This is a genomic window from Cytobacillus sp. FSL W8-0315 (assembly GCF_038002905.1).
Lineage (GTDB): Bacteria > Bacillota > Bacilli > Bacillales > Cytobacillaceae > Cytobacillus > Cytobacillus pseudoceanisediminis.
In genome coordinates this window covers 3,654,908-3,678,946 of the sequence record NZ_JBBOOC010000001.1, presented here as the reverse complement: position 1 = coordinate 3,678,946, position 24,039 = coordinate 3,654,908, and the positions used below count along the sequence as shown (strand labels likewise).

The 24,039-nt window shown below is 40.2% G+C and carries 22 protein-coding genes; 13 read left to right on the top strand and 9 right to left on the bottom strand.

All coding sequences use genetic code 11. The features are described from left to right. Window positions 1-90: 90 nt before the first annotated feature. On the bottom strand, window positions 91-525 hold the full coding sequence (locus MKY20_RS18785; protein WP_009334787.1) for a hypothetical protein: 435 nt from the start codon (window positions 523-525) through the stop codon (window positions 91-93). A 159-nt stretch (window positions 526-684) separates the two neighbouring features. Between MKY20_RS18785 and MKY20_RS18780 the strand changes: the two genes are divergently transcribed. Next, on the top strand, window positions 685-2,976 hold the full coding sequence (locus MKY20_RS18780) for an ATP-dependent DNA helicase (protein WP_341002399.1): 2,292 nt from the start codon (window positions 685-687) through the stop codon (window positions 2,974-2,976). A gap of 34 nt (window positions 2,977-3,010) precedes the next feature. Here MKY20_RS18780 and MKY20_RS18775 read toward each other — a convergent pair whose 3' ends face one another. Then, window positions 3,011-3,637 carry a YczE/YyaS/YitT family protein gene (locus MKY20_RS18775; RefSeq protein WP_009334785.1) on the bottom strand — a complete coding sequence of 209 codons (627 nt, stop codon included), beginning with the start codon at window positions 3,635-3,637 and terminating at the stop codon, window positions 3,011-3,013. Window positions 3,638-3,966: 329 nt separating this feature from the next. Between MKY20_RS18775 and MKY20_RS18770 the strand changes: the two genes are divergently transcribed. The 3 genes from MKY20_RS18770 to MKY20_RS18760 all read left to right on the top strand — a co-directional run bounded on the left by MKY20_RS18770 (window position 3,967) and on the right by MKY20_RS18760 (window position 7,183). Further along, complete coding sequence (locus MKY20_RS18770) at window positions 3,967-5,934, top strand: LTA synthase family protein (protein ID WP_019382952.1); 1,968 nt, start codon at window positions 3,967-3,969, stop codon at window positions 5,932-5,934. 130 nt (window positions 5,935-6,064) lie between these two features. Beyond that, complete coding sequence (locus MKY20_RS18765; RefSeq protein WP_009334783.1) at window positions 6,065-6,394, top strand: four-helix bundle copper-binding protein; 330 nt, start codon at window positions 6,065-6,067, stop codon at window positions 6,392-6,394. Window positions 6,395-6,583: 189 nt separating this feature from the next. After that, window positions 6,584-7,183, top strand: a complete 600-nt coding sequence (locus tag MKY20_RS18760) for a YdhK family protein (protein WP_341002395.1) — start codon at window positions 6,584-6,586, stop codon at window positions 7,181-7,183. 40 nt (window positions 7,184-7,223) lie between these two features. On the opposite strand, the gene MKY20_RS18755 is transcribed toward MKY20_RS18760, so the two are convergent. The 3 genes from MKY20_RS18755 to MKY20_RS18745 are packed head-to-tail and all read right to left on the bottom strand — an operon-like array spanning window position 7,224 to window position 9,837. Continuing rightward, window positions 7,224-7,784, bottom strand: coding sequence for a TVP38/TMEM64 family protein (locus MKY20_RS18755; protein WP_009334781.1), 561 nt, complete (start codon window positions 7,782-7,784; stop codon window positions 7,224-7,226). Between the two features lie 3 nt (window positions 7,785-7,787). After that, a complete protein-coding gene (locus MKY20_RS18750) occupies window positions 7,788-8,465 on the bottom strand; it encodes a response regulator transcription factor (RefSeq protein WP_071157798.1) in 678 nt (225 codons plus the stop codon). Beyond that, a complete protein-coding gene (locus MKY20_RS18745) occupies window positions 8,443-9,837 on the bottom strand; it encodes a sensor histidine kinase (protein ID WP_019382957.1) in 1,395 nt (464 codons plus the stop codon). The genes MKY20_RS18750 and MKY20_RS18745 overlap by 23 nt, the downstream gene beginning before the upstream one ends. 161 nt (window positions 9,838-9,998) lie before the next feature. Between MKY20_RS18745 and MKY20_RS18740 the strand changes: the two genes are divergently transcribed. The 5 genes from MKY20_RS18740 to MKY20_RS18720 all read left to right on the top strand — a co-directional run bounded on the left by MKY20_RS18740 (window position 9,999) and on the right by MKY20_RS18720 (window position 13,966). After that, window positions 9,999-10,232, top strand: a complete 234-nt coding sequence (locus tag MKY20_RS18740; RefSeq protein ID WP_009334778.1) for a hypothetical protein — start codon at window positions 9,999-10,001, stop codon at window positions 10,230-10,232. A gap of 142 nt (window positions 10,233-10,374) precedes the next feature. Next, window positions 10,375-11,079 carry a helix-turn-helix transcriptional regulator gene (locus MKY20_RS18735; protein WP_009334777.1) on the top strand — a complete coding sequence of 235 codons (705 nt, stop codon included), beginning with the start codon at window positions 10,375-10,377 and terminating at the stop codon, window positions 11,077-11,079. Window positions 11,080-11,164: 85 nt separating this feature from the next. Next, window positions 11,165-11,827 (top strand): L-serine ammonia-lyase, iron-sulfur-dependent subunit beta, encoded by a 663-nt coding sequence (gene sdaAB / locus MKY20_RS18730; protein WP_009334776.1) that lies wholly within the window; start codon window positions 11,165-11,167, stop codon window positions 11,825-11,827. A 34-nt stretch (window positions 11,828-11,861) separates the two neighbouring features. Beyond that, window positions 11,862-12,737, top strand: coding sequence for an L-serine ammonia-lyase, iron-sulfur-dependent, subunit alpha (sdaAA, locus tag MKY20_RS18725; RefSeq protein WP_251175249.1), 876 nt, complete (start codon window positions 11,862-11,864; stop codon window positions 12,735-12,737). 113 nt (window positions 12,738-12,850) lie between these two features. Further along, window positions 12,851-13,966 carry a thermonuclease family protein gene (locus MKY20_RS18720; RefSeq protein WP_251175222.1) on the top strand — a complete coding sequence of 372 codons (1,116 nt, stop codon included), beginning with the start codon at window positions 12,851-12,853 and terminating at the stop codon, window positions 13,964-13,966. Between the two features lie 115 nt (window positions 13,967-14,081). Here the strand turns inward: MKY20_RS18720 and MKY20_RS18715 are convergent, their stop codons facing one another. Continuing rightward, entirely contained in the window at window positions 14,082-15,335 is a 1,254-nt protein-coding gene (locus MKY20_RS18715) for a cytochrome P450 (RefSeq protein ID WP_251175223.1), read from the bottom strand. Window positions 15,336-15,603: 268 nt separating this feature from the next. Next, window positions 15,604-15,834, bottom strand: coding sequence for a hypothetical protein (locus MKY20_RS18710; protein WP_009334772.1), 231 nt, complete (start codon window positions 15,832-15,834; stop codon window positions 15,604-15,606). Between the two features lie 168 nt (window positions 15,835-16,002). Between MKY20_RS18710 and MKY20_RS18705 the strand changes: the two genes are divergently transcribed. From MKY20_RS18705 to MKY20_RS18695, 3 genes are all read left to right on the top strand, one after another. After that, complete coding sequence (locus tag MKY20_RS18705) at window positions 16,003-16,956, top strand: Gfo/Idh/MocA family protein (protein WP_009334771.1); 954 nt, start codon at window positions 16,003-16,005, stop codon at window positions 16,954-16,956. Window positions 16,957-17,147: 191 nt separating this feature from the next. Further along, window positions 17,148-17,867, top strand: coding sequence for a YebC/PmpR family DNA-binding transcriptional regulator (locus tag MKY20_RS18700; RefSeq protein WP_251175224.1), 720 nt, complete (start codon window positions 17,148-17,150; stop codon window positions 17,865-17,867). A gap of 374 nt (window positions 17,868-18,241) precedes the next feature. Further along, on the top strand, window positions 18,242-18,433 hold the full coding sequence (locus tag MKY20_RS18695; protein ID WP_009334768.1) for a hypothetical protein: 192 nt from the start codon (window positions 18,242-18,244) through the stop codon (window positions 18,431-18,433). 53 nt (window positions 18,434-18,486) lie between these two features. Here MKY20_RS18695 and MKY20_RS18690 read toward each other — a convergent pair whose 3' ends face one another. Further along, window positions 18,487-19,083 carry a class D sortase gene (locus MKY20_RS18690; RefSeq protein ID WP_009334767.1) on the bottom strand — a complete coding sequence of 199 codons (597 nt, stop codon included), beginning with the start codon at window positions 19,081-19,083 and terminating at the stop codon, window positions 18,487-18,489. After that, window positions 19,080-20,264, bottom strand: a complete 1,185-nt coding sequence (locus MKY20_RS18685) for a processed acidic surface protein (protein ID WP_009334766.1) — start codon at window positions 20,262-20,264, stop codon at window positions 19,080-19,082. The genes MKY20_RS18690 and MKY20_RS18685 overlap by 4 nt, the downstream gene beginning before the upstream one ends. A gap of 360 nt (window positions 20,265-20,624) precedes the next feature. Between MKY20_RS18685 and MKY20_RS18680 the strand changes: the two genes are divergently transcribed. Further along, complete coding sequence (locus MKY20_RS18680; protein ID WP_285856472.1) at window positions 20,625-24,011, top strand: hypothetical protein; 3,387 nt, start codon at window positions 20,625-20,627, stop codon at window positions 24,009-24,011. Window positions 24,012-24,039: the final 28 nt, after the last annotated feature.

The window sequence follows — 24,039 nt, the reverse complement described above, 5'->3', positions numbered from 1 at the left end:
TCCATACTAAGGTATGAAAAGGGCGGAATCTTGCTTGGTCTAATATCCCGAATCTTCCGAATAAGATAAAAAACAGTTCTTTAGAATTATCTATTGATTCTTATTTGTTTCCTGTACAGCAATGATTTTCAGGGCAGTTAATTCTTCCTCTGATAACCTTTCTGTTAAAAGGCTGTATAATTCATTCTGCTCTTCAGCGGTCAGTCCGCCTTTTACTTTTGAGACACTCTGCTGGATTTCCTTCAACGAAAAGCTTTCTGAAATCTTCTTCACAGCCTCTTCTTTTGTCTTGATCGGCAACGATGTCTTTTCAAGATTTACTGCTGTTAAATCCTCCGGGCTGCTTCCGAGCAGGGCCTCTACATTTGGATCAGCGGCAAGCATCTCCAGATCATCATTAGTGATGCTGCCGGCAACTTCTGTCATTACTTTATTTGATATCAGATCCATTGAAGCAAAATAGGTGAGGAATCCCAATAAAATAAAAGATCCTCCGGTAATTGTCCAAAAAATAATTTTTTTCAATTTTTATGGCCTGCCCAAACAACGAACAGATCCGCTCACTCTCCTCCCATTTTTTATCTCCTTAAATTGTAAAGGGTCATTTCCTTATTATGCAAATCTTTCTTATCAATAGAACGTATGTGCTATAATAGAGAAATAATAAACTAAGGAGCCGTTTCAATGGATAATAAGATAAAAATATCGGTTAGATCGTTAGTTGAATATGTTTATAAAAGCGGCAGCATTGAAACAGGCTTCCGTTCTGCAGTGCCGCTTTCAGAAGGAACAAGGATTCATCAAAGAATACAAAAACTTTATGGGGAAGAAGACCAAAAAGAAGTGTATCTGCACACAGTCTTAACCTTCAATCACCTAGACTTTCAGCTTGAGGGCAGGTGTGACGGGCTTTTCATCAGAAATGAAGAACACATTATCGATGAAATTAAGTCTGTTTCCCTCCCGCTATCTGAAATAGATGAATTTGCTTATCCAGTCCATTGGGCTCAGGCTAAATGCTATGCTTTCATGTATGCAAAAGATCATAATCTTCCAGACATGACAGTTCAATTAACCTATGTACAATCTAAAACAGATGAAGTGAAAAGATTTCAGCAAAGCTATTCTTTACGTGAACTTGAAGAATTTATACTTTACCTTCTGGAATCCTATTTTCCATACGCCGACTGGAAGATTCAGCATCAACAGGCATTAACAAAGAGCATACAAGAATTGGCTTTTCCTTTTCCTGCCTACCGAAATGGCCAGAGAAGATTTGCCGGGGCAGTATACAAAACCATTGCAGAGGGGAAAAACTTATTTGCCAACGCACCTACAGGCATCGGCAAAACAATTTCCACTCTTTTTCCAGCATTAAAAGCCATTGGGGAAGGCCATATTCAGAGGATCATTTATGCCACAGCCAAAACCATTACCCGTCAGGCTGCTGAAGGGGCCATAGCCATGATGGGGGATGATGGATTGAATCTTAAATCGGTCACAATCACAGCTAAAGACAAAATTTGCTTTAAGGAAGAAACCAATTGCCAAAAAGACAGCTGTGAGTTTGCCAATGGATATTACGACCGGATCAACCAGGCCGTACTTGACCTCCTGAAGAATGAGAACATGATAAGCAGAACGGCAATTGAACAATATGCTAAGAAGCATAAAGTCTGCCCTTTTGAATTTTCATTGGATGCCGCATATGCCGCTGACGCCATTATTGGTGATTATAACTATATTTTCGATCCGAGGGTCTCACTTAAGCGATTACTGGAAGAGGAGAAAAAGAAAACGGCTCTATTGATCGATGAAGCTCATAACCTGGTGGACCGCGGAAGGGAAATGTATTCAAGTTCCCTGGAGAAATCAGCCTTTCTTCAGTTGAGCAGAAGCTTTAAGGGGAAGGATGAAGGGATTCAAAAAAGCGCAAAACAGGTTAATGGAATTTTTATTGCATTAAAAAAGAAATGTGGTGAAAATCAGGAAATCGCAGAAAAAAATCCCCCAGAAGAACTTTTTGAGATTCTTGAAGAATTTGTTCAATACTCCGAAAACTACCTGGGGCAAAACAGAAACAATACGGAAGAAGAATTGCTGGAAGTATTCTTTGCTGCCCAGAATTTCATCAGAATAGGAAAACTGTATGATGACAGGTTTGTAACGTATATTCAAAAGGAGAGGAATGACCTGATCATCAAGTTATTTTGCCTGGATCCTTCGAGTCTTCTGCACAAGGCCAGAAAAGGATATAAATCGGCTATCTTTTTTTCCGCTACCTTAATGCCTCTTAACTATTATCTGGACATGCTTGGCTTTCAAGAGGAAGATTTCATTGTATCCGTTCCTTCCCCTTTCTCCAAAGATCAGGCTAAGGTCTACATACAGCCGCTTTCCACCAGATATCGTGACCGGGAAGGATCTATCGAACCGATTGTCAGAACAATCAAGAGCATGCTAAAGGGACAGAAGGGGAATTACTTAATCTTCTTTCCATCCTATCAATATATGGAAATTGTTTATGGAAGGTTCCTCGATGAGGAAATGCCAGTACATGCAATTATTCAAAAGACAGGAATGGATGAAAGAGAAAGGGAGGAGTTTCTGGATGCATTTCAGCCAAATGCTTCTGGTACTCTGTTGGGGTTCGCCGTCATGGGCGGGATTTTTTCAGAAGGAATTGATTTGCAGGGAGATAGAATGAATGGTGTATTTGTGGTTGGTGTGGGTCTTCCCCAGATCGGGTTTGAACGTGATATGATGAAAGCTTATTTCCAGCAGCAAGGGAAAAACGGCTATGATTATGCCTATACTTATCCTGGAATGAACAAAGTTCTTCAGGCAGGGGGCAGGCTTATTCGTTCTGAAAACGATACAGGGATGATTGTCTTAATGGATGACAGGTATTTACAGGCAAAGTATCAGACCCTGCTGCCTGATGAATGGAAGGATTCTATTTTGTTAAGAAGTTAAAACATCCTGCCCAGGAAGAGCAGGATGAGGGTAATCATTTGGTGATAAGCGGGCCTTTGGGCGCCTGCATTCTTTCAAGCGTTCTTTCGAAAACCGGGTAAAAGAATTGTACAACCAGACCAAGTGTTAATGTGACCACAATCGTGCCTACACCGATTGCACCTTTGAATAAGAATGCAAGGAGCAGGGCAAAGCTTTCGCTGATAATCCTTGAGTTTCTTAAATTCAATCCAAATCTAGTGTGAATGGCCACCATCAATGTATCCATCGGACTAGCGGGGAATTTGGCCTGCAGATAGATGGCCACTCCCATACCCATCGAAAGGATCCCAAAAAGCAAAATGAATGATTGACCTGCCAATGTTTGCGGGGTAAGGTCACCAAAAATAACGAGAAGCCAAAAGTCAATTAGTGCGCCAATAATCAAAATGGAAATGGCTGCAAGGACTTCAGGCTTTTTTTTCATTAAAAAAGCGTTTATAAAAATGAGAATGACTCCATTTATAAAAACAAAGGTGCCAACTGTTAAGTGAAACATTTGAGATTCACCAACAGCCAGGGCATCCCATGCAGAAGCTCCAAGGTTTGACCTGATAATTAGGGCTACACCCATTGTCAGGATAAGCATCCCAATAATAAAAAATAAGAAACGTTCTTTCATGAAGACTCTCCAATCATCTATGTTTAATTTTTAGCTTGCCCTTTTTAAGATCAATACTCCTGCAGCACAGAAATTATGAAGGGAAAATTCATTTTATCATCAGATTGCATGGGTTAACAGAAAATTATTATGAAAAGTTGTTGGATTTTGCAGGAAAAAGGCGAAAGATATTAAGATGATATCAGTTTTCATTCATCTCAAACTGTGCTATATTATTTTACATTCCTTCATCATTTATTAATGCTGGCTTTACATATTTTTTACGTATAAAAACTTAGCCGCTGCTAAGTTTTTCGCATGTTTACAATTTAAGAGGTGAAACCACACTTATGGGAAAGTTATTAAAATCGCCAAGGAAATTGGCGAAAAACAGCCTTGCTGTGTTCTTTCTGACTGTTATCCTTTTTTGGCTAAAAACATATATAGCCTACCGCGTCGAATTTAATTTAGGGATCAATAATGACATACAGCGATTTCTGCTGTTTTTGAATCCATTAAGTTCTACATTGGTATTCCTTGGATTTGCTTTGTTTTTCAAAGGAAAATGGCAATCAGGCATGCTTATTGGCTTGAATTTATTTTTATCTTTCCTGCTTTATGCAAATGTCGTTTATTATAGATTCTTCAACGACTTTATTACTGTTCCCGTACTAATGCAGGCAAAAGTTAATGGGGGGCAGCTGGGAGATAGTGCTCTGTCTTTAATGTCTCCTTGGGATATTTTTTATTTTACAGATACGCTTCTGCTTCTTTTCCTGGCAGTCAGGAAATGGTACAAACCAGGAAAGAAAATGAGCCGAAAGCCCGCATTGGCTGTAATCGCTGCAGGCATCATTGTATTCTTCATCAATCTTGAGGTTGCAGAGAATGACCGGCCTGATTTGCTTACACGTTCCTTCGACCGCAATTATTTGGTGAAATACCTTGGAGCATACAATTTCACCGTATATGATATTGTGCAAAATGCGAAGTCTGCCAGTCAAAGGGCTCTTGCGGATAATAATGATGTGACTGAAGTGGAGAACTATGTGAAAGCCAAGTATGCACCTCCGAACCCTGAATACTTCGGAAAAGCTAAGGGCATGAACGTTATTTACGTATCTATGGAATCTCTTCAGACATTTATTATTGACTACAAGCTGAATGGAAAAGAAGTTACTCCATTCCTGAACTCACTTGCACACAGCGGCAAGACATTTTATTTTGATAATATTGTGAATCAAACCGGGCAGGGAAAGACTTCTGACGCAGAGTTTATCATGGATACATCGCTATATCCAATGTCACAGGGAGCGGTATATGTAACAAAAGCGCAAAATACCTTCCATGGCACACCTGCTATTTTAAAGTCTCAAGGCTATACTTCAGCAGCTTTCCATGGAAACTACAAGACATTTTGGAACCGTAACGAAATGTATAAAACCATGGGCTATGACAAGTTTTTTGATGCTGAGTATTACAATATGAGCGATGAAAATACTAAGAACTACGGGTTGAAGGATAAGCCGTTTTTCAAGGAATCCATGCCTATGCTGACCAGTCTTCCTCAGCCGTTTTATACAAAATTCATCACTCTTTCTAATCACTTCCCCTTTAAAATGGATGAGTGGGATACTGATTTCCCTTCTGGCGAAACGGATAATGATGTGGTGAACCACTATTTTCAGTCGGCGAATTATATGGACCAGGCACTCCAGCAGTTCTTTGATGATTTAAAGGAGTCCGGGCTGTATGATCATACAGTCGTTGTTCTGTATGGCGATCACTACGGAATTTCCGAAAACCACAATGAAGCTATGGCGGAAGTAATCGGAAAAGAGATTACACCATTTGAATATGCCAAGCTTCAAAGAGTGCCAGTATTCATCCATGTACCAGGAGTGGATGGCGGCATTGTCCATAATGTTGGCGGACAGGTGGATGTGCGCCCGACATTACTTCACCTGCTGGGCATTGATACAAAAAATCACCTGGAGATGGGATCAGATCTATTATCAGATAAGCACCGTGAAGTAGTCCCGTTCCGAAACGGCAACTTCATTTCCCCTGAATATACACAGATTGAAGAGACCTGTTATTTTACTGAAACCGGCGAAATAGCTGAAGCTAATGCCTGTAAGCCGTTTTCCGATCAGGCGAAAAAAGAGCTTGAAATGTCAGACAACATTGTTTACAAAGACCTGCTGCGCTTTTATAAACCGGAAGGATTTATTCCAGTCAACCGGAATGATTACTCATATGTAAAAAAAGAGGTGCCATTTATAGAGGAAAGAAATGGGCCGGGTATACAGAAGTAAGATTTAGGAGCAGAGAGATAACTCTCTGCTCTTTTTTTGCAGCCTGCAATATATGCAGAAAATATGCAGTTTACTAAAAGAAGGCACGGGTAGAGTATCTTTGTAATGAGATAAAAGGAAGGATGATAGAATGTATAGCCAATCCTTTGAAGAATGCATTCAGGCTTGTTTAGAATGCATGAAAGCCTGTAATGTATGCTATGATGCATGCTTAGGAGAAGAGGATGTTAAAATGATGGCGGAATGTATCCGCCTGGATAGGGAGTGTGCTGATATCTGTGCCTTTGCAGCTAAGACGATGCAGTCAAACAGCCCATTTGCCAAGCAAATTTGTATCCTATGCGCAGAAATTTGTGAAGCATGCGGAAATGAGTGCAAAAAACATGATCACGGCCATTGCAAGCGCTGTGCTGAAGCCTGCTTTAAGTGTGCGGAGGAATGCCGTAAAATGGCTTCTTAATTTAGTGACAAAACAGACATCCAGCAGGGTGTCTGTTTCAATGCTTTTTATTTACAATCCCCGGTTATGAATAATTGTACATATTTTCCATTATTGAAGGGAAATTAAATTAGCCTTTTGTATGCCTGTTCCATAATTTCTGCACAATTTATTGCCATACTAACTTCATGAAGAAAAGGAGGAATAGATATGCTGACAAGTAAAAAATTTGCGATTTGGCTGGTTTCTCTAACTGCAGCGATAACATTAACTGCCTGCGGCGGAAATGATGGGAATGCCGGTCAGGAAGGCACCAGCACTGAAGAAAGCACAACGAATAATGAAAGCAGCGGCCACTCAGGAGACCATTCAAGCATGGACCATTCCGGCTCCGGGGAAGTTCCTGAAGGAATAAAGGAAGCTGAAAATCCAAAATATGAAGTTGGAAGCCAGGCCTTTATAACAGAAGGACATATGGAAGGGATGGAGGGAGCCGAAGCAACAATTACAGGCGCATATGATACTACTGTATATACGGTCTCTTATACACCAACCACTGGCGGTAAAAAAGTTGAAAATCATAAATGGGTAATTCATGAAGAGATTGCTGATGCAGGAGAAGAGCCATTTAAAGAAGGCGCCGAGGTAAAAATAAATGCAAGTCACATGGAGGGGATGGACGGAGCAGCAGCTGTAATCGATTCTGTGCAGAAAACAACTGTCTATACAGTTGACTTTACTACAGCTGACGGTCAGGAAGTAAAAAACCACATGTGGGTAACAGAAAACGAGCTTTCTCCATCTGAATAATACTGTAAGTTAAGGAGCTTATCTGCCGAAGATAAGCTCCTTAACTTAATTTATATTTTTTTAATAAATAGTAAACCAAAAAGGAAAAAGCAGTAAAAAGGAAAATGGCTATTTGCAGCTCCATTTTTAATTTTAGTGCATGTGAAACCGCAAAGGCTTCAATAAACAAAGCAGGTATTTTTCCGATGGTGCTGGCAATGCCAAAGGGCAGAAGCCTCATCCTGCTGTATGCTGCTGCCAGTGTGACTGCACCTGATGGGACAAACGGCAATACCCTCAGCAAAACAACCATGAAATAGGCAGCCGGCCCTTCCGCATTTTGGAGCTTAGAAAATAATTTGTTATTCTTAAGCTGAGGAAAAGAGGAGGTAAGCGCAGTGATTCCTTTACGATAAAGAATAAAACTTATAATTGCTCCAGCTGCTTCTCCGATGATTAATAGGATTAGCCCCATTTTCAGATCAAAAGCAGCAACTGTGCCCGCAGTAATAAAGGCACTTGGGAGGAAACCCGTTATCGCGGCAGCAATGTTCATGGATATGCTAAAAAAAGCTGCCAATATCGGTTCATCTGAAAGCCATCCTATGATATCAGAAAACATCCATTAATCCTTTCCGGCCCATTTATAGCCTAAACCCCAGACAGTCGTCAGATACTGATCTGCAGGAAACCCGGCTTTTCTTAATTTTTCCCGTAAATTTCTGACATGCGAATCGATGGTGCGGTCTTCGATTGAAACGCCATAACCCCATACAGAGCCTATTAAATGCTCACGTGAAAAAACTCTGTTCAGGTTTGAGAGGAACAGGCTTAACATTGAAAACTCTTTGGGAGTCAAAAGGATTTCCTTATTTTTATACCAAAGTTCAAAAGAATCTTCTTTAAGTTCCAGCCCTTTAAAGGTTTTGGTTTTTCCATCTTTTTTGTTTCTTCTCAGAACTGCTTCAATCCTTGCAGATAACTCCTCTTCATCGAATGGCTTTAAAATATAATCATCTGCTCCGATGTTCAATCCTTTTACAATGTCCGGCTTTTCGCTTTTCGCAGTAAGCATAATGATGGGAATATCCCAATATTTTTTTACCTCCTCGCATACTTTCCATCCATCCATTTCAGGCATCATAACATCCAAAAGGACGAGATCTGCTGAATGGGTTTCTAAGTAAAGCAAGGCATCTGAGCCTGATGCCAATTTAATGCAATTGTAGCCGAGGGGTGTTAAGTATAAAGAAATTAGATCAAGCATTCTTGTTTCATCGTCAACCAAAAGTATTGTTTTCACTTTCCGTTTCTCCCTTAAAAACAATTTCGAATTCTGTGCCGTCACCTTCTCTGCTGCAGACCGATATAGTCCCTCCATGGGCATGGACAAGTTCCTTAACAATGGCAAGCCCGAGACCAGTCCCTCCAAGAGCTCTTGCACGTGATTTATCCACTCGGAAAAACCGGTTAAAGATAAAGGGCAGTTCCTCTTCAGAGATTCCTCTTCCGGTATCCTTTATGTTAATGATGACATGTTTTTTGGTCCTGTTTATATTAATTGTTGTTTTATCTCCAGCTGTGGAATACTTAATGGAGTTATCCAGAAGATTAAATATGATCTGTTCCAGCCTTGATGCATCCGCAGAAATAGTGATTGATTCACGGCAAATAACAGACAGCAGCATACCTTTTTCGGTGAATGCCGGTGAGAATTTTGTTTCAATTTTTTTCATAAAATCCTTCAGGTCAATAGATCTTTTTTTTATATCAAAGGTATTTTTATCAATTTTAGCCAAATCGAAAAGATTCTTAACCATATCTGAAAGCCGGTTGGTTTCCTCCAGGATAATTGATAAATACTGATTTCTTTCTTCCGGGCTCAGGTTCCGCTTCTGAACTATATCCGCATACCCCTTTATATAAGTAAGAGGAGTGCGAAGTTCGTGCGATATACTGGATAAAAATTCATTGCGTTCTTCTCTGAGATAATTCAGGTCATCCGCCAATAACTGAATGGACCGAGCTAAATCCCCAAGTTCATCGTCACCGGTTTTAGGAAGGGAAACTGAAAAATCACCGCTGCTAATTTGTGAGGTGGCTTCCTTCATTTTAATCAGCGGTTTTGCCAGTGCCTTTGATAAAAAGATGATGATAGTAATGGTAAAAATAACGGCAATGAAACCGGCGATTAAAAATTGTTCATTTAAGCGTGAAATTAACGACTGAATCCAAGCTGTATCCTGAAACATATATACATGGCCAGTCAGCACTCCATTCTGATCGATCGGGCTGACTGTTGAGATATAATCTTCCTCTTTCCAATTGTCCTCGATGGTTTTGCCTTCCCTTATAGAAGATATTAGCGGCCTTTCTATGTACTTTTGGATCAAACTGCTATCAACAGAAGCACCAAGGATCTCATTATTCGTATTTGTAATAACTACATCTGTATTTGCTTCAGATTCCATCAGAGCCACATGGGAAATCGTATTTTCATCAAAATGCTTTTCGAGTATAGCACGGTGTGAATTGCCGCGTGTCTGCAGAGCTATCAGCTCTTCCTCCACACGTGATTCAACAAGGGTACTATGTAAAAAGAAGAACATAATTGTTTCAAGCCCAAAAAGGATCAGAAAGAACAACAGGCCCAGCTTCATGGAAAGTTTATTCAAAGAACTCACTCATTTCAAATCAATTAATTCTATTATAGTCGAAATGTTTGAAGAAACTATGCAGAAGAGGTATATGTTTTAATAGGACTGTAGAAGGTAAAATAGAATAATGATTTATCATAATGAAAAAAGTAAGTAACAGTCATACTGGAGGTTTTTTTATGAGTGAATGTAAACTGGATCACACACCGGAAGATGTACAAAATAAGTTTGAACAGCAGAAAGAATTTCTGCCGGACGATATGAGTTCTTTGTTTCAATCTTTTTTTCAGGAGGAACATACACAGGATATTTTAAATGAGGTATTCCATTTACTGAAAAAATTTGATCTTGCTTCCGAGGAGGAACGAACTGAGCGAGTCAACAGGCTTTATCTTGTATTAAAAAATGTATAATATAGAATTGCCGCATCTGATTTATTGTTGCGGCAATTTTTTATGTGTCTTACAATTTTTTTGTAGCTATTAAAATTTTATTTTAACAATGTATGTTTTTATGTTAATATGAAATTATAAAGAAATATAGAGTAGTATAATAATGAAAGCGATTTCACAAAAGGGAGTGACAAAGTTGAAGGAATGCCATAGACCTGTTTTTGACTTGGCGATCCGAACCGCAGATATGCTGGTTCGAATGTTTGGTTCCCGCTGTGAAGTGGCCGTGCACGATTTCAGCGACTTAAAAAAATCGCTTATTCATATAGCAGGAGATATAACGGACAGGAAAATCGGCTCACCCATTACAGATCTTGTATTGAATGAATTAGCCAAACATAAAAACGAAGTTAATGATATAGCCAATTATAAAACGCAATCCAAAAAAGGGAATGTCATGAAATCATCCACGATTTTTTTGCGTGATGATGAAAATAAAGTAATTGGTGCATTGTGCCTTAATTATGATATTAGTCTGCTCATGCAATTTGGAGGAGAGATTGAAGAGTTTATCAGCTTTGATGAACATTCTTCTAAATCGGAGACCTTTTTTAATTCCGTCCAGGATGTTATTCACGAGATGGTGGATCAAGTACTTCAAGGCTTTAGGAAGGCACCTTCATTGATGACGCTCGAAGAAAAAGTTGAATGTGTCCGCCAGCTTGAAGATAAAGGGACATTCCTCATTAAAGGGGCAACTGATTATGTTGCATCTGTGCTTGGGGTTTCCAAATTCACCATCTATAATTACCTGCAGAAAATCAGAACGATTAATGAGCTGCAGCCGGAAGCTGTGGAGCATAAATAAAGAATTTTGAGGAAAAGCCTGCTTGCTGTAATTTTCATTGCAGCTATATGAATTAAAAGACCTTAAAAGTAAAGGGGCATAAAAAATGAAATACAGATCCGCGTTTGATATTATTGGACCGGTTATGATCGGACCTTCAAGTTCACATACAGCCGGAGCTGCACGCATTGGGCGTGTTGCCCGGACTCTTTTCGGAAAACAGCCGTCCAAAGCCGAGATTTCTTTATACGGTTCTTTTGCAAAAACCTATAAAGGACATGGTACGGATGTTGCCATTGTTGGCGGAATCCTCGACTTTGATACTTTTGACGAGCGAATTCCTTCTGCTCTTCAATTAGCTGAAGAAGCAGGGATTGAAGTCATTTTTACAGTTGAAGATACCGTTACAGACCATCCTAATACTGTACGGGTCAAGCTTACCGAAGGAGATCGTGACCTTGAACTTGTGGGGATATCCATCGGCGGCGGGACAATAGAAATAACCGAACTGAATTCTTTTGAACTAAAGTTATCTGGCGAACATCCTGCCATTTTAGTTGTGCATAACGATCAGTTTGGAGTTATTTCCGCTGTTACGAATATTTTATCAAAGCACCAGATTAATATTGGACATATGGAAGTTTCACGCAAGGAAAAAGGGAAAATGGCAATTATGGTCATTGAAGTGGATCAGAAGATCGGCCATGATGTGATGACAGAGCTTGAAGGGCTTCCGAATATCACTCAAATTATCAGAATGGTTGACTAATAGTTAGCTGGTCATCAGGAGGGAAAGTCTAATGTTGTTTAGAAATGTTGCTGAGCTTGTTGAGCTCGCTGAAAATAAAGGTGTAAAAATTGCTGAAATCATGATTCAGCAGGAGATAGAAGTAACTGGTTTGACTCGTGATGAAATTATCGCCAAAATGGACCGCAATTTGACAGTCATGGAACAGGCTGTCGAGAGAGGACTGAAAGGTGTCACGTCTGTTACGGGTCTGACTGGCGGTGATGCAGTCCTTCTGCAAAAGTACATTCAGAGCGGAAAGGCTTTATCAGGAAATATTTTATTGGATGCTGTCAGCAAAGCAGTTGCAACCAATGAAGTGAACGCTGCAATGGGTATAATCTGTGCCACCCCTACAGCAGGTTCGGCTGGCGTGGTGCCAGGCACACTGTTCGCTGTAAAAGAAGTTCTCAATCCAACACGAATGGAAATGATAGAATTTCTGTTTACTTCAGCAGCATTTGGCTTTGTGGTGGCAAACAATGCCTCCATTTCCGGTGCAGCAGGAGGATGTCAGGCTGAGGTAGGGTCTGCAAGCGGCATGGCGGCAGCATCTATTGTAGAAATGGCAGGCGGGACACCAAAACAGGCGGCTGAAGCGATGGCAATAACACTTAAAAACATGCTGGGCCTTGTTTGTGATCCAGTTGCGGGACTAGTAGAAGTTCCATGTGTAAAGCGAAATGCCATGGGTGCTTCCAACGCCATGACAGCAGCAGACATGGCCCTCGCCGGAATTACAAGCAGAATTCCATGTGATGAAGTCATCAACGCAATGTTCCTTATCGGGCAATCCATGCCTTCAGCACTCAGGGAAACAGCTGAGGGAGGGCTGGCTGCCACGCCAACCGGAAGAAGACTGCAGGAAGAGATTTTTGGGAAAAAACAGTAAATTAGTTTATTGGGTTATAACACCAATTCTTTAGTGAATTGGTGTTTATAATTATGTGGAAAAAAGTTTATGCTAATTTAGGTTAACTTTAAAAAGGGGAGAGAAAAAAGAGTTTGAAAGTTATAAGATGGACTATTATCACTATTGCTATTGTGTTTATGCTGTTACTGGGAATTGCAGCTCCTGCCGCATTTATTGGGTTAGCTGTCTTTCTTATTGGATTATATTTAAATAATCAGTACCGAAAATATAAGATAAATTTCAAAAGATCTGGCTGGATTATGGCTGCAGGTTTTGTGTTATCCATTTTTTTAGCAACTGCAGATTCAGATGCAACAGAAACTGTAAATGAGCCTGAGAAAAAACAAATAGTAACAGATCAGGGTGAAGCAGGTAAGGCTGAAGAAGAAAAGCTTGCTGAAGAGAAGGCTAAAGAAGAGAAAGCCAAAAAGCAGGCAGAGGAGCAAGCCCGGCTGGAAGCAGAACAGGTAGAAAAACAGAAACAAGAAGAGGCTGAAAAGCAAAAACAGGAACAGGATCAAAATCAGGCTGCAGAGAGCTTGGGCCTGGAACTAGTTACCGTTGGCAGAGTAGTAGACGGTGATACAATTGAAACATCAGACGGGAGGAAAGTCCGCCTGATTGGAGTGAACACTCCCGAATCAACAACGAGAGTGGAAGAATACGGAAAAGAAGCAAGCCAATTTACCACATCTGAGCTGTCTGGCAAGAAAATCTGGATGCAAAAGGATGTCACTGACACAGACCGGTATGGCCGCCTGCTTAGAATTGTTTGGGTGGACATCCCCACTGACGATATGGACGAAAATGAAATACGTGAAAAAATGTTCAATGCACACTTGGTTCTGAATGGTTATGCCGAGCCATCCACCTATAATCCTGATGTAAAATACAGTGAATACTTCAGAGAATTTGGAAGGGAAGCAAGGGAAGCCAATAAAGGGTTATGGGCTCTTGGGGATGAGGGAACAACTAAAGGGGACCTGGATTCTGCAGCAGCCAGCAGTTCTTCGTCAAGTTCGGGGAATGCCAGCGGAAGCGGGTCGAATGACAGCAGTGGGACAGCCAGCAGTTCAGGCAGCAGCACTGAGTCCTACCAAAACTGTACCGAGTTAAGGAAGGTATATCCAAGTGGTGTGCCTTCTACACATCCTGCCTATGACTCAAAACATGATAGAGACAAGGACAATTATGCCTGTGAACGCTGATTAACTTTAAGCAATTATTAACCTGCATCCACTTATATTAAAGTTCAACTGCTTAATAGCGAAATAACCATATTAAGGGCATCCTGTCATTTTAATAAGCAGGATGCCCCTATTTTTACTTCTTTCTAATATTATCCATGACAAATCCGCTTTCTGGCAATGAAGGCATTCGGGACAGGCTGAAGTTTAAATTTTGAACTGGAACATTGTAGTCTAAAAAATTCACCAGAAAATTTATACTCGTTTTTATAATCTCAACCGTAATGCCCTCACCTGGACAGCGGTGTCCTTTGGCAGGATCGCCACCGCCCTGGGGAATAAAATCGAAAAGGCTTCCATCCCAATCTTTAAATCTTTCTGGCCTGAATTCATTCGGTGACAACCAAAGCCGCTCATCATGGTTTGTACCATACATATCAAGCAGCACAAGCATTCCTTCTGTGATCTCAGCTTCTTTCCATGTGAAATTCTTTCTGGCCCTTGCACCAAGGAAAGGACCAAACGGATAATAGCGTCTTACTTCCTGAGCAAACATCTCAAGATATTCCGGAGGCCCGGATTGCAGCTGCTGTTTCACTTCCGGATATTCATGTACAGCAACGGCAGCGAAGACGATAAAGGTTGCAATGGCCACAATTGGACGCAGCACATTAATTAATTCAACCGAAGCCATCTGAACATCAAGCTGTCTGCCGTTAAGTTCTTTGTGAAAAGCCATTTCATACAGGGCGGAACCTTTTTCTGCACTGTATGTACCATTGCGTACACCTTCCATAATCGATTTTACCCATTCTTCCGTACGGGATCGAGCTCTCCGGCCTTTCCAGTGACGAGGCCCTGCAGCACCAAAAGCATCAACCATCGCATAAAAATCTTCAGCACGCTCCTCTAATTCCGATTCCTTAAGGGGGACTCCTGCCCACTTGCATGCAATGCGGGTTAATAGCTTTTTCGCCTCATCAAAAAGAACGACATGCTTGGCTCCTTCCCATTTTGGGATTAATGCTTCCCACTCCTGTATGGCAAGCTTGGTGAGCCTTTTTTGATGTGGAGGTGTCATTAGTGACATGAACAGAAGCTTTCTGTGAATATGTGCTTCACCATCCATCGACTGAATAGCATTTTCCCCAAAAAGTGACTTCTGTATCCTTTTGGGCGCAGCACCTTTTCGCTGGAATAGACTGTCATCATAAAATACCTTTGCAGCTTCTTCTCCGCTTATACAAAGAACTTTTTCGCCCAGCAGGCGTGCTTCAAATAGATCAGATTGGTACTTTTCTGTTCTGTTTTTAATGAATAGATACCCTTCCTGTAATAATGTGAGGCTGTTATCAAGGTTTTTGTCATGCGGGATGTTACGTTTAGTCATCTATCAATACTCCTTGTCTCAATATTATTAATCCATTCTTTTAGGCTATTTACTTAATTTCATTTCTTTAAACCTGTTCAGGATCCAGCATTATAATATTAAATATGTATACAGGAGGGATAATGGATAGATTTGGCTGCAGGTAAATGATAACTGGTTATCCTGCAGGCAGCGATCTGCCTGATTGAAGCAGAAAGATAAGGGTAGTGTCATAAAGCTTTAATAGACGGATCCAAAAAATAAAGAACACTGGCTCCTGCCCAGTGTTCTATGAGGTTCTTTTATGATGGTCATTCAATTTAATAAGGGAACCTCTTTTAATCCAATAATGAAAATTATCTGCCGGGAAAACTCCGCGTCCATTTGACCTGTCCATCTGGATGACAACGCTGTTCTGAGTCACCTCTAAAATTCTAAGTGTTTGGGAACGGTTAAGATTCGGCGCGAAAGTACTTTTGATTTCAAATTGCATATCCTTATCAAGGTTCAATGATGACACCTCCTAATGCTTAATTATTTTTAATGTCCCCATTCATTGTTTTTCTATCCAATTATTGGCCAGTATATTTTTGTTTATTAACTTATTAGAGAATTTGCAACTTTAGAATTTTTATAATAAACTGTATAATTCAATTGAGAACTATGAAATTAAACAAGCAGGTGAAGTATGTTGAAGGAAAAGATTAAAGTTGGATTAATAGGAATGGGTGCCGTAGGGGAAAGGATACTGCGTCAATTTCGGCAGCATGAGGAGTTTGAGATTGCAGCGCTTTGTGATCGAAAAGCCGATCGATTAGATAAATTTAAAGCTGAGCTGCCAGATGCAGCGATACATACCAATCATTTCGATCTGCTCAAGGACGAAACGATAAAACTCATCTATTTAGGTGTTCCGCCAAAATGGCATCATTCAATTAGCATGGATATTATAAAGAGCGGCAAGCATCTTCTTTGTGAAAAGCCCCTGGCCAATTCCATTGAAGAGGCGAAGGAAATGTATGAAGCTGCTGAAAATGCAGGAATCATCCATACCATGAATTTTCCAATGGCATACAGCCCAGCCTTTAAAATGTTTAGGGAAAAGATACAGAATGGTGAACTGGGTGAGATTAAGAAGGTAGAACTGCACCTGCAATTTACACAATGGCCGCGTGAATGGCAGCAGAACGATTGGATTTCCAGCAGGGAACAGGGAGGCTTTATCCGGGAAGTAGCTCCTCACTTTGTTCATATGATTCTGGACACCTTCGGAGAGCTGCTCCATGTCCGTTCTTTTGTGGAATATCCGGATAATGAACATCTATGTGAAACCAGCTTTACCACATCATTGAAGCTTTCAGGCGGCATTCCTGTTCTATTAAACGGTATAGCGGGAATTGGACAAAAAGAACATCTGTCTTTTAAGGTTTTTGGTGAAAAGGGCACGTTGGATATGCAGAACTGGAGTGTTCTTGTACAGAGTACGTCCGAAAACAGCGGAGAAATTTTAAGGCTTGATGAGCCGGAAAACAGTCTGCCTGCAGAACTCTGCAAAGCAATAAGAGGAGAACACGCATTATTGGTTTCCTTTAAAGAAGGGTATCAGGTGCAGAAGGTACTGGAAAAAATCCTATTAAGCTAATTAGAGGCACATTTGTGTCTCTTTTTTATTTATCGTTACCCTGGAAGTCCCATGCTTCTTCTTATGAAACAATACTCGAAAAAATCAGGTGTTTTAATGTATAATAATCAGGTGAGAGTTCTTCCCAGTAAAGAAGACTCTATTACTAATCATAAATTTCATAGATCCAAAGTTGAAAGAGAGTGGGACATATGGGCCGTAAATGGAACAATATTAAAGAAAAGAAAGCATCAAAAGACGCAAATACGAGCCGTGTATATTCCAAGTTTGCACTTGAAATATATGTGGTTGCCAAGCAAGGGGAGCCTGATCCGGAAGCAAACCAGGCTTTAAAATTTGTGCTCGAACGTGCAAAAACATATAACGTGCCAAGAAATATCATTGATCGTGCAATTGAAAAAGCAAAAGGCGGAGCGGAAGAAAACTATGATGAGCTTCGCTATGAAGGATTCGGGCCTAGCGGATCCATGATAATAGTCGATGCATTGACTAATAACGTAAATCGCACAGCTTCTAACGTACGTGCTGCATTCGGAAAAAATGGCGGGAATATGGGCGTGAGCGGATCCGTTTCCTATATGTTCGACTCAACCGCAGTTATCGGCATTGAAGGCAAACCGGAGGAAGAAGTCCTGGAAATCCTGATGGAAGCAGACGTAGATGCACGTGATATTCTGGAAGAAGATGATACGGTAATCATTTATGCAGAACCCGATCAGTTTCATGCAGTTCAGGAAGCATTCAAGTCAGCAGGCATCAATGAGTTTGCTGTTGCTGAATTAACAATGCTCCCGCAAAATGAAGTCACCCTTGAGGCTGATGCACAGGCTCAATTTGAAAAGCTGATTGACGCCCTTGAAGATCTGGAAGATGTCCAGAGAGTTTATCATAATGCAGACCTAGGTGAATAATAGAGAAAGAGAAGTCCACTTAATTGCTGGACTTCTTTTTTGTAAAATAATTTTATTATGTAAACTAATAAATCCAGTATAAAGTATTATGCATATGGAAGAAAAGGAATACTGGATTATCAAATTGAATTCACTCTCTTTTGCAAAACTGCTGAAAAAAATATGGTTTTATGGTGATATCAGCCGATATCTGTCGAATAGCAATTTGCTATTAAGTGCTATCTCCTTGCCGAATGTAAGTATTGTCCCTAATTTCCCATCCAAAGATACATTGGAGTTAAGTCTGACTAATGGAAAATAACTGCAATAGAAATTTCTGTGTTTAAATACTGTGTACACGGGAACTTGAATGGGGAAAGGAGAGTTGAGCACACATGAATACGTTTAAGGTTATTTATACTTTTGAAAAAGGTGTTACCGTAACAGAAGAGGTTGAAGCAGAAAATAAATCCGAAGTAATTGGAAGCATTAAAGACCTGGAAGGATTTGTAGAACTAACATGTACTGAAGGCCACTACCATCGATTTGATTTTGCAGATGTAAAGTTAGTCACAATTACAGAATAAAAGGAAGGCCAAAAACGGCCTCCCTCTAAAAGCCCGCCTGGTTAGCGGGTTTTTCATTTTCTTACAAGATCTCCAATGAGGATATATCTCTGTGGTGCATCGCCAATAAAGTCAAAAGGATAGCAGGTTGTGACAGTAAGAGTTGCTCTCGGCTTAGGTACAATTACGGTTCTGTCGTCTGCATCGACGATTCTTACTTTACGAACTTTATAGGTAAATTCACCAGCAGAAGTGTTCACGACAAGCAAATCGCCAATGTCTACTTCTCCAAGTTTGCGAAAGACTGTATCCCGGTGGCCGGAAAGGACTGAATTGTCTTCTTCTCCTGGAAGGACGCTGCCGGCATAATGGCCAACTCCCTTTTCTAACTCATCTTCGTCCGTACCATGGAAGATTGGAAGATGGGCCGATATCTTAGGTATTGATAGTACGCCCATTTCTTCTCCCATTTCAGGACGGACAGTGTATAGGCTATGCTGTTCCGTTTTTTGTTCAGTCTTCACATCTGTTTTTCCAGTGCTGGAGGGATCTATATGGGCTGAAGTTTTTTGGCTATTCAAATATGGCATAAAATTTGAAGCGGCAATCCAAATTCCACCCAAAATAAACGTTAGACCAATAGCTCCTTTTAATGTAAGTTTCCTTTTCACGCATCTCTCACTTTCCGTCTGTGTAAAATGGCCATTCCTATAAGGATCAGACCGATGCCTGCTAATACTCCTTCAATATAGTTGCCTGCTGTGTTTGGCAGTTTTCCGCCTTTTACAGTTTTTGGGGGTTTGGAAACTGGTTTGACTTTAGCAGGACCCTGCTTTTTGATAACAGTTTCCGCCTGATTCAAATCAGTCACTGTGTCTTCAATTAGCTCTGAACTGAACATCTCAGCTGTAATAATCATATCTGCCAGGAACTGGCCTTGAGTATTATAAAGTTCAATAAGCAGGTCATGGCCTTTTGTTTCTTCCAAAGCAACCATTTCAGCTGTTGTTAAATGGGTTTTTTCGCCATCTTTCACAAGATAAAACTCGGCATCAAGCTGGAATAGATCCATCATTTCCTGCATAATGCTGATAAGTTCAGCTATTTCTGCTTCTGTTAAATCCCCGGCACTATCAAACTCGCCAAATGCCATTAAACGGCTTTCAAGGTCCATCATTTTATCAAGCAAGTCTGGGTTCTCGAAATCCAAAGTCATAAAATGTGCAAATAATGCTTCAAGTTCTTCATCGGTAAGATCTATATCTGCGAGTATTTGGTTCATTTCGTCTTCACCAGGCAATTCATCTCCACCTAAATAAATGGAAACCATGATATCAAGGTCCTCAATATATTCGTAGTTTTCAAGGGAGTCATCGTTCTCCTCAAGCAGGGAAATGAGCTCTTCTTTTGTAAGCCCGTAATCATTTAATAGCTGCTTAAGAGTTTCTTCGTTAATTTCAGTGCCTGTATATGTTAAAAAAGATACAGTGGAATCTAGGGCATCAATATATCGGAAAACATCCCGAACATCATCAGTCGTTTCCATTTCTCCATTCTCCGCAAGCAGTGCCACTAACTCTTCCTCATTTTCAAAATCATATTCAGCTAAGAGCTGCTGGAGATTTTCTTCAGTAATAGGCTCACCCAGATATTCGATCATTTCCTCCAACGTATCGAAATCTTCGATATTCATATCCCAAAAATATTCCAGGTGGTCAATTAATCCTTCTTCAGACCAATTTGTTTCCTTCACGAATTCAGCCACTTCATCTTCACTTGGTGCTGCAAGGCTGACAGCCGGAAACAAGCTTAACAATAAGATGGACGCAATAATTATACTTAGTCTTTTCAATGATAGTTCCTCCATATAAGTAATAAATTCTAGAATAATATAATGGAAAAAATATTTTTCGGATAGAATTGTTATTTAACATTTTATTAGATATAATATTTGGATTTTTTTGCAGCAGAAAGGGACGGGGAAAACGCAGGTTAATCAAGGGGTTTAAAAATTGGAGTGGGATAATTTGGGCAAGAAGCGCGCGCGAATCTCCTTAAAATCCCATTTCTTCCTGTAATTAAATAATATTTATATAAACATCCTTGAGAAGTAACAAATGCCAAAACAGGGATTGATTAATTAGTTTAAAATGTGTAAAATTACACTAATAGAAACAATCGAATATTATTCGATTTAAAAGAGGTGGATCCCTTGAAGCCCGAAACAGAAAAATATCATCAGAACATATTTCAAGTTGAACTTACGAAATTGAAAGATAAAGATTATATAACATCAGAACATTATGAAATCACCTTGAAAGCCCACCATCAGTACTATCAGGACCTTGAAGAGCTGAAGCAGTTGCAGGTTAAGGCAGCAAAAGCTGCAGAAGAAATCAAGCAAAAGCCCATTCAGACAGCAAAAAAAACAGTGAAAAAGAAATTATCTCAGGAAGAAATCCGTGAAAGAAACATTTCCTGGCTGCTGAATGTTGGAGTCATCCTGCTCCTTATCGGCGGACTTTTTGTGGCAACAAGCAATTGGGATACAATGTCAAATTTCATGAAAAGTGCATCCATTGCTGTTGTTTCACTTATTTTCTATGGCTTTGCCTTTATTTCGGGTAAGTTATTAAAGATAGAAAGAACGTCGTTTGCTTTTATTGTGCTAGGGAGTTTATTTTTGCCAATATTTATTTTATCCATAGGCTGGTTTCAATTGCTTGGCCCTTATCTTTCTTTTTATGGGGAAGGACGCTTTATACTCGGAGCAGCTGGCAGTTTACTGGTCGTTCCAGTATACAGTATATTTGCACAGAAGCTGGGCTCACGTCTTTTTGTATGGTTTGCTTATATTGCCCTGTCTGCTGGGGCAGGTTATACCCTGGCAGCATTCAATCTTGAAAATGACAGTTTTTATCTTGGTTTGATAATTTTCAATGCGCTGCTATCTGCAGCCTATCATCGCCTGAAAAAACAGGCTTCCCTTAAACTGTTTTCGGGAGAATTGATTTACTTTGCTCAAATCAATTTAGTAATCTCTACATTATTGATGCTTGTATTTTTCAATAGCCATGTTTTATACAGTCTGAATATTCTGCTGACGGCAGCCGTTTACTTATCAATGGTGTATGTAACAGGCAGGAAGGAGTTTCATTTTGTCTTCAGCTTACTGATTGTCTATGGTGCCTATCAGCTGATTGAAAATACGATTCTACATTTGGCAGGACCAGTTTTATTTGCGCTTATAGGGATTGGTTTTCTGTTTGTTCCTAGAGTTATGGATAAGCACTATTCCTGGGATAAGATATTTAGACTGACCAGTGCAGCGGTTTCCATACTTGCTTTTCTCTATATTTCAGTTGAAGGTCTCCTGTTAATGGCCGGCGAACCCTCTGCAGCACTGCTGCTGGCTTACATTATTCTTGCGGTGCAGTTTCTATATTTGGCAAATGTTATGGAAAACGGGCTATTTGCTTACTTGGCACCCGTGTTTTTAGCCTCTGCTCTATTTGAACTAGTATTAATGCTGGATAAAGCCGCCCCGTTCAATAATCTATCTTTACCTGTTTTCTTCATTGGCTTTGTGCTTTTTATAAGTTTAGGGTATCTGCTGAAGTATCCGCTCTTAAAAGTGGTGGAATCAAGCTCACGAGATGTGGCTGTTAGTATTATGTTATTTTCAGTTGTGACTGCAGCAGGATTACTTGATTGGCTCGCTGCAGGCTCCATGCTATTAATCTTTAGCTTTGTCATGTACCTCATGAATAAGGCTGAAAATAGGGTTTTTTATACAGAAGCAATTCCCTGGGCCATTCCTTTGTCAATCGGGTTTGCCTTTATGTTTTATGGTGAACATCTGCGAAGCTGCTCAAGCTTTTATCAGAATGAGTTAGGTATGGCCATGAATACCGTAATGGCAAGTATTGCCCTGCTTATCCTTTATGGCGCTCTTTCTAAGAAAGGGCACAAAACTCAAGCCGGAAACGTGTTTTTAATCTCATTGGGATTTTATACAATCTCACTATTTACAGCAGTTGCTTTGTCAATCAATGAAGTCTGGATGAGACCGGCAGTATTTATAGGCGCCATTATGATGTATCTTGCCCTGTATCGATTCCATAAACAAAGCTGGATTCCGTTTGTGTCAGCATCGATTTCACTTGTTGCTTATTTTATGATCTTGATTGGTTTGCCATTTAACTTTACATTTTTTAATTGGGTGCAATTTCCCCTAGGGGCATGGATTCTGCTTGGTGCGGCTTTCTATATTTCTAATAAAGACTTTGTCCTGTCAAGAGGGTTCAGCTGGATTGGCCATATTTTCATGCCGTTTGCCATGATCCTGACATTTTTTATCTATAGGGAAAATAGTTTCTGGTCCTTCCTGGTCACCCTGGCAGCCTATTGGATCAGTTTCAGGGTTTCTTTTAAAGAGTGGAAGGTAAAGATATTCCTCTACAGCTCATTCTTAACTTTGTTCATGGTAATCTTAACGGGAATGAATCATGTATGGGAAGAGAACTTCAGTGAGTATGCCGTTCTTTTAGTCAGCTGTGCCGTATTCTTATTCTGGCTAACCGGAAAAACTCAAGATAAAATGAGAAGTGTTTACTTTCTTATACCCTGGTCTGTGATTGGGATCCTGGCATTTTTAACTTCATATCCCTTTGGGGATGTGCCGTTTTTCGTTTCTATTATCTATTCTGCAGGATTGATCGTATATTTGCATAGAACTAAACTTGATATATTGACTGCAGTTCCATTGTTATTAATATGTACGGCAGTACTCAAATTCCTGTTCATTAACGGAATCGCTCCAGATATGAAAATTTTGGTTGTAGCTGGTTTCGGCCTGGCATCGGCAATCATCGGCAAAATGGTATATGCCAAAATTCTTATGAATAAAAAAGCTGATAGCTACACTATTTTCTCGCTGTTATTTTTCCTTACCGCCTATCTTTTTCCGGCAGTTTCCCTATGGGCGGAAGTTCTCCCTGGCCTCCTGATCAGCACACTTTTATTTTTACAGAGGGGCAGAATGGCATCAAAATACGTATGGCTGCCTGGATTGCTGTCGGGAGCGGTATTGCTGGAGCCTTATTATAGTTTACTAAAGAATATTGAGCTGCCGGACCTTTTCATAAGGGAGGCATACGTGCTTCCATGGATTATCCTGATTATTTTTGTCAAGAAAGTGCTTAAAGGGCAATACGCAGCACCGACTAACAAAATTCAGTGGTCAGTTCTAATAACGGTTTCCCTGCTGCTCGTACAGGATGGCCTTGCCAGCAATACGGTTTATGATGCACTTATAGTTGGCACGCTCTCCCTGATTTCAATGCTAGCTGGCTCCTTCTGGAGAATAAAGTCCTATTTCTTTGTTGGATCTGGGGTACTGCTCCTGAATGTGCTGCTGCAAACAAGACCTTATTGGGGAAATCTTCCTTGGTGGGCGTATCTTTTAATTGCAGGATCTATCCTCATTTCTGCAGCAAGCTATAATGAATGGCAGAAGCAAAAGACAGCTAAAGGTGAGGAGCCTTTAATATCTAAATGGAAAAATAGCATAAAGAATAAATTAAAAGAATGGTCCTAAGAAAGTTAACCTAGCCCTCGGGCTAGGT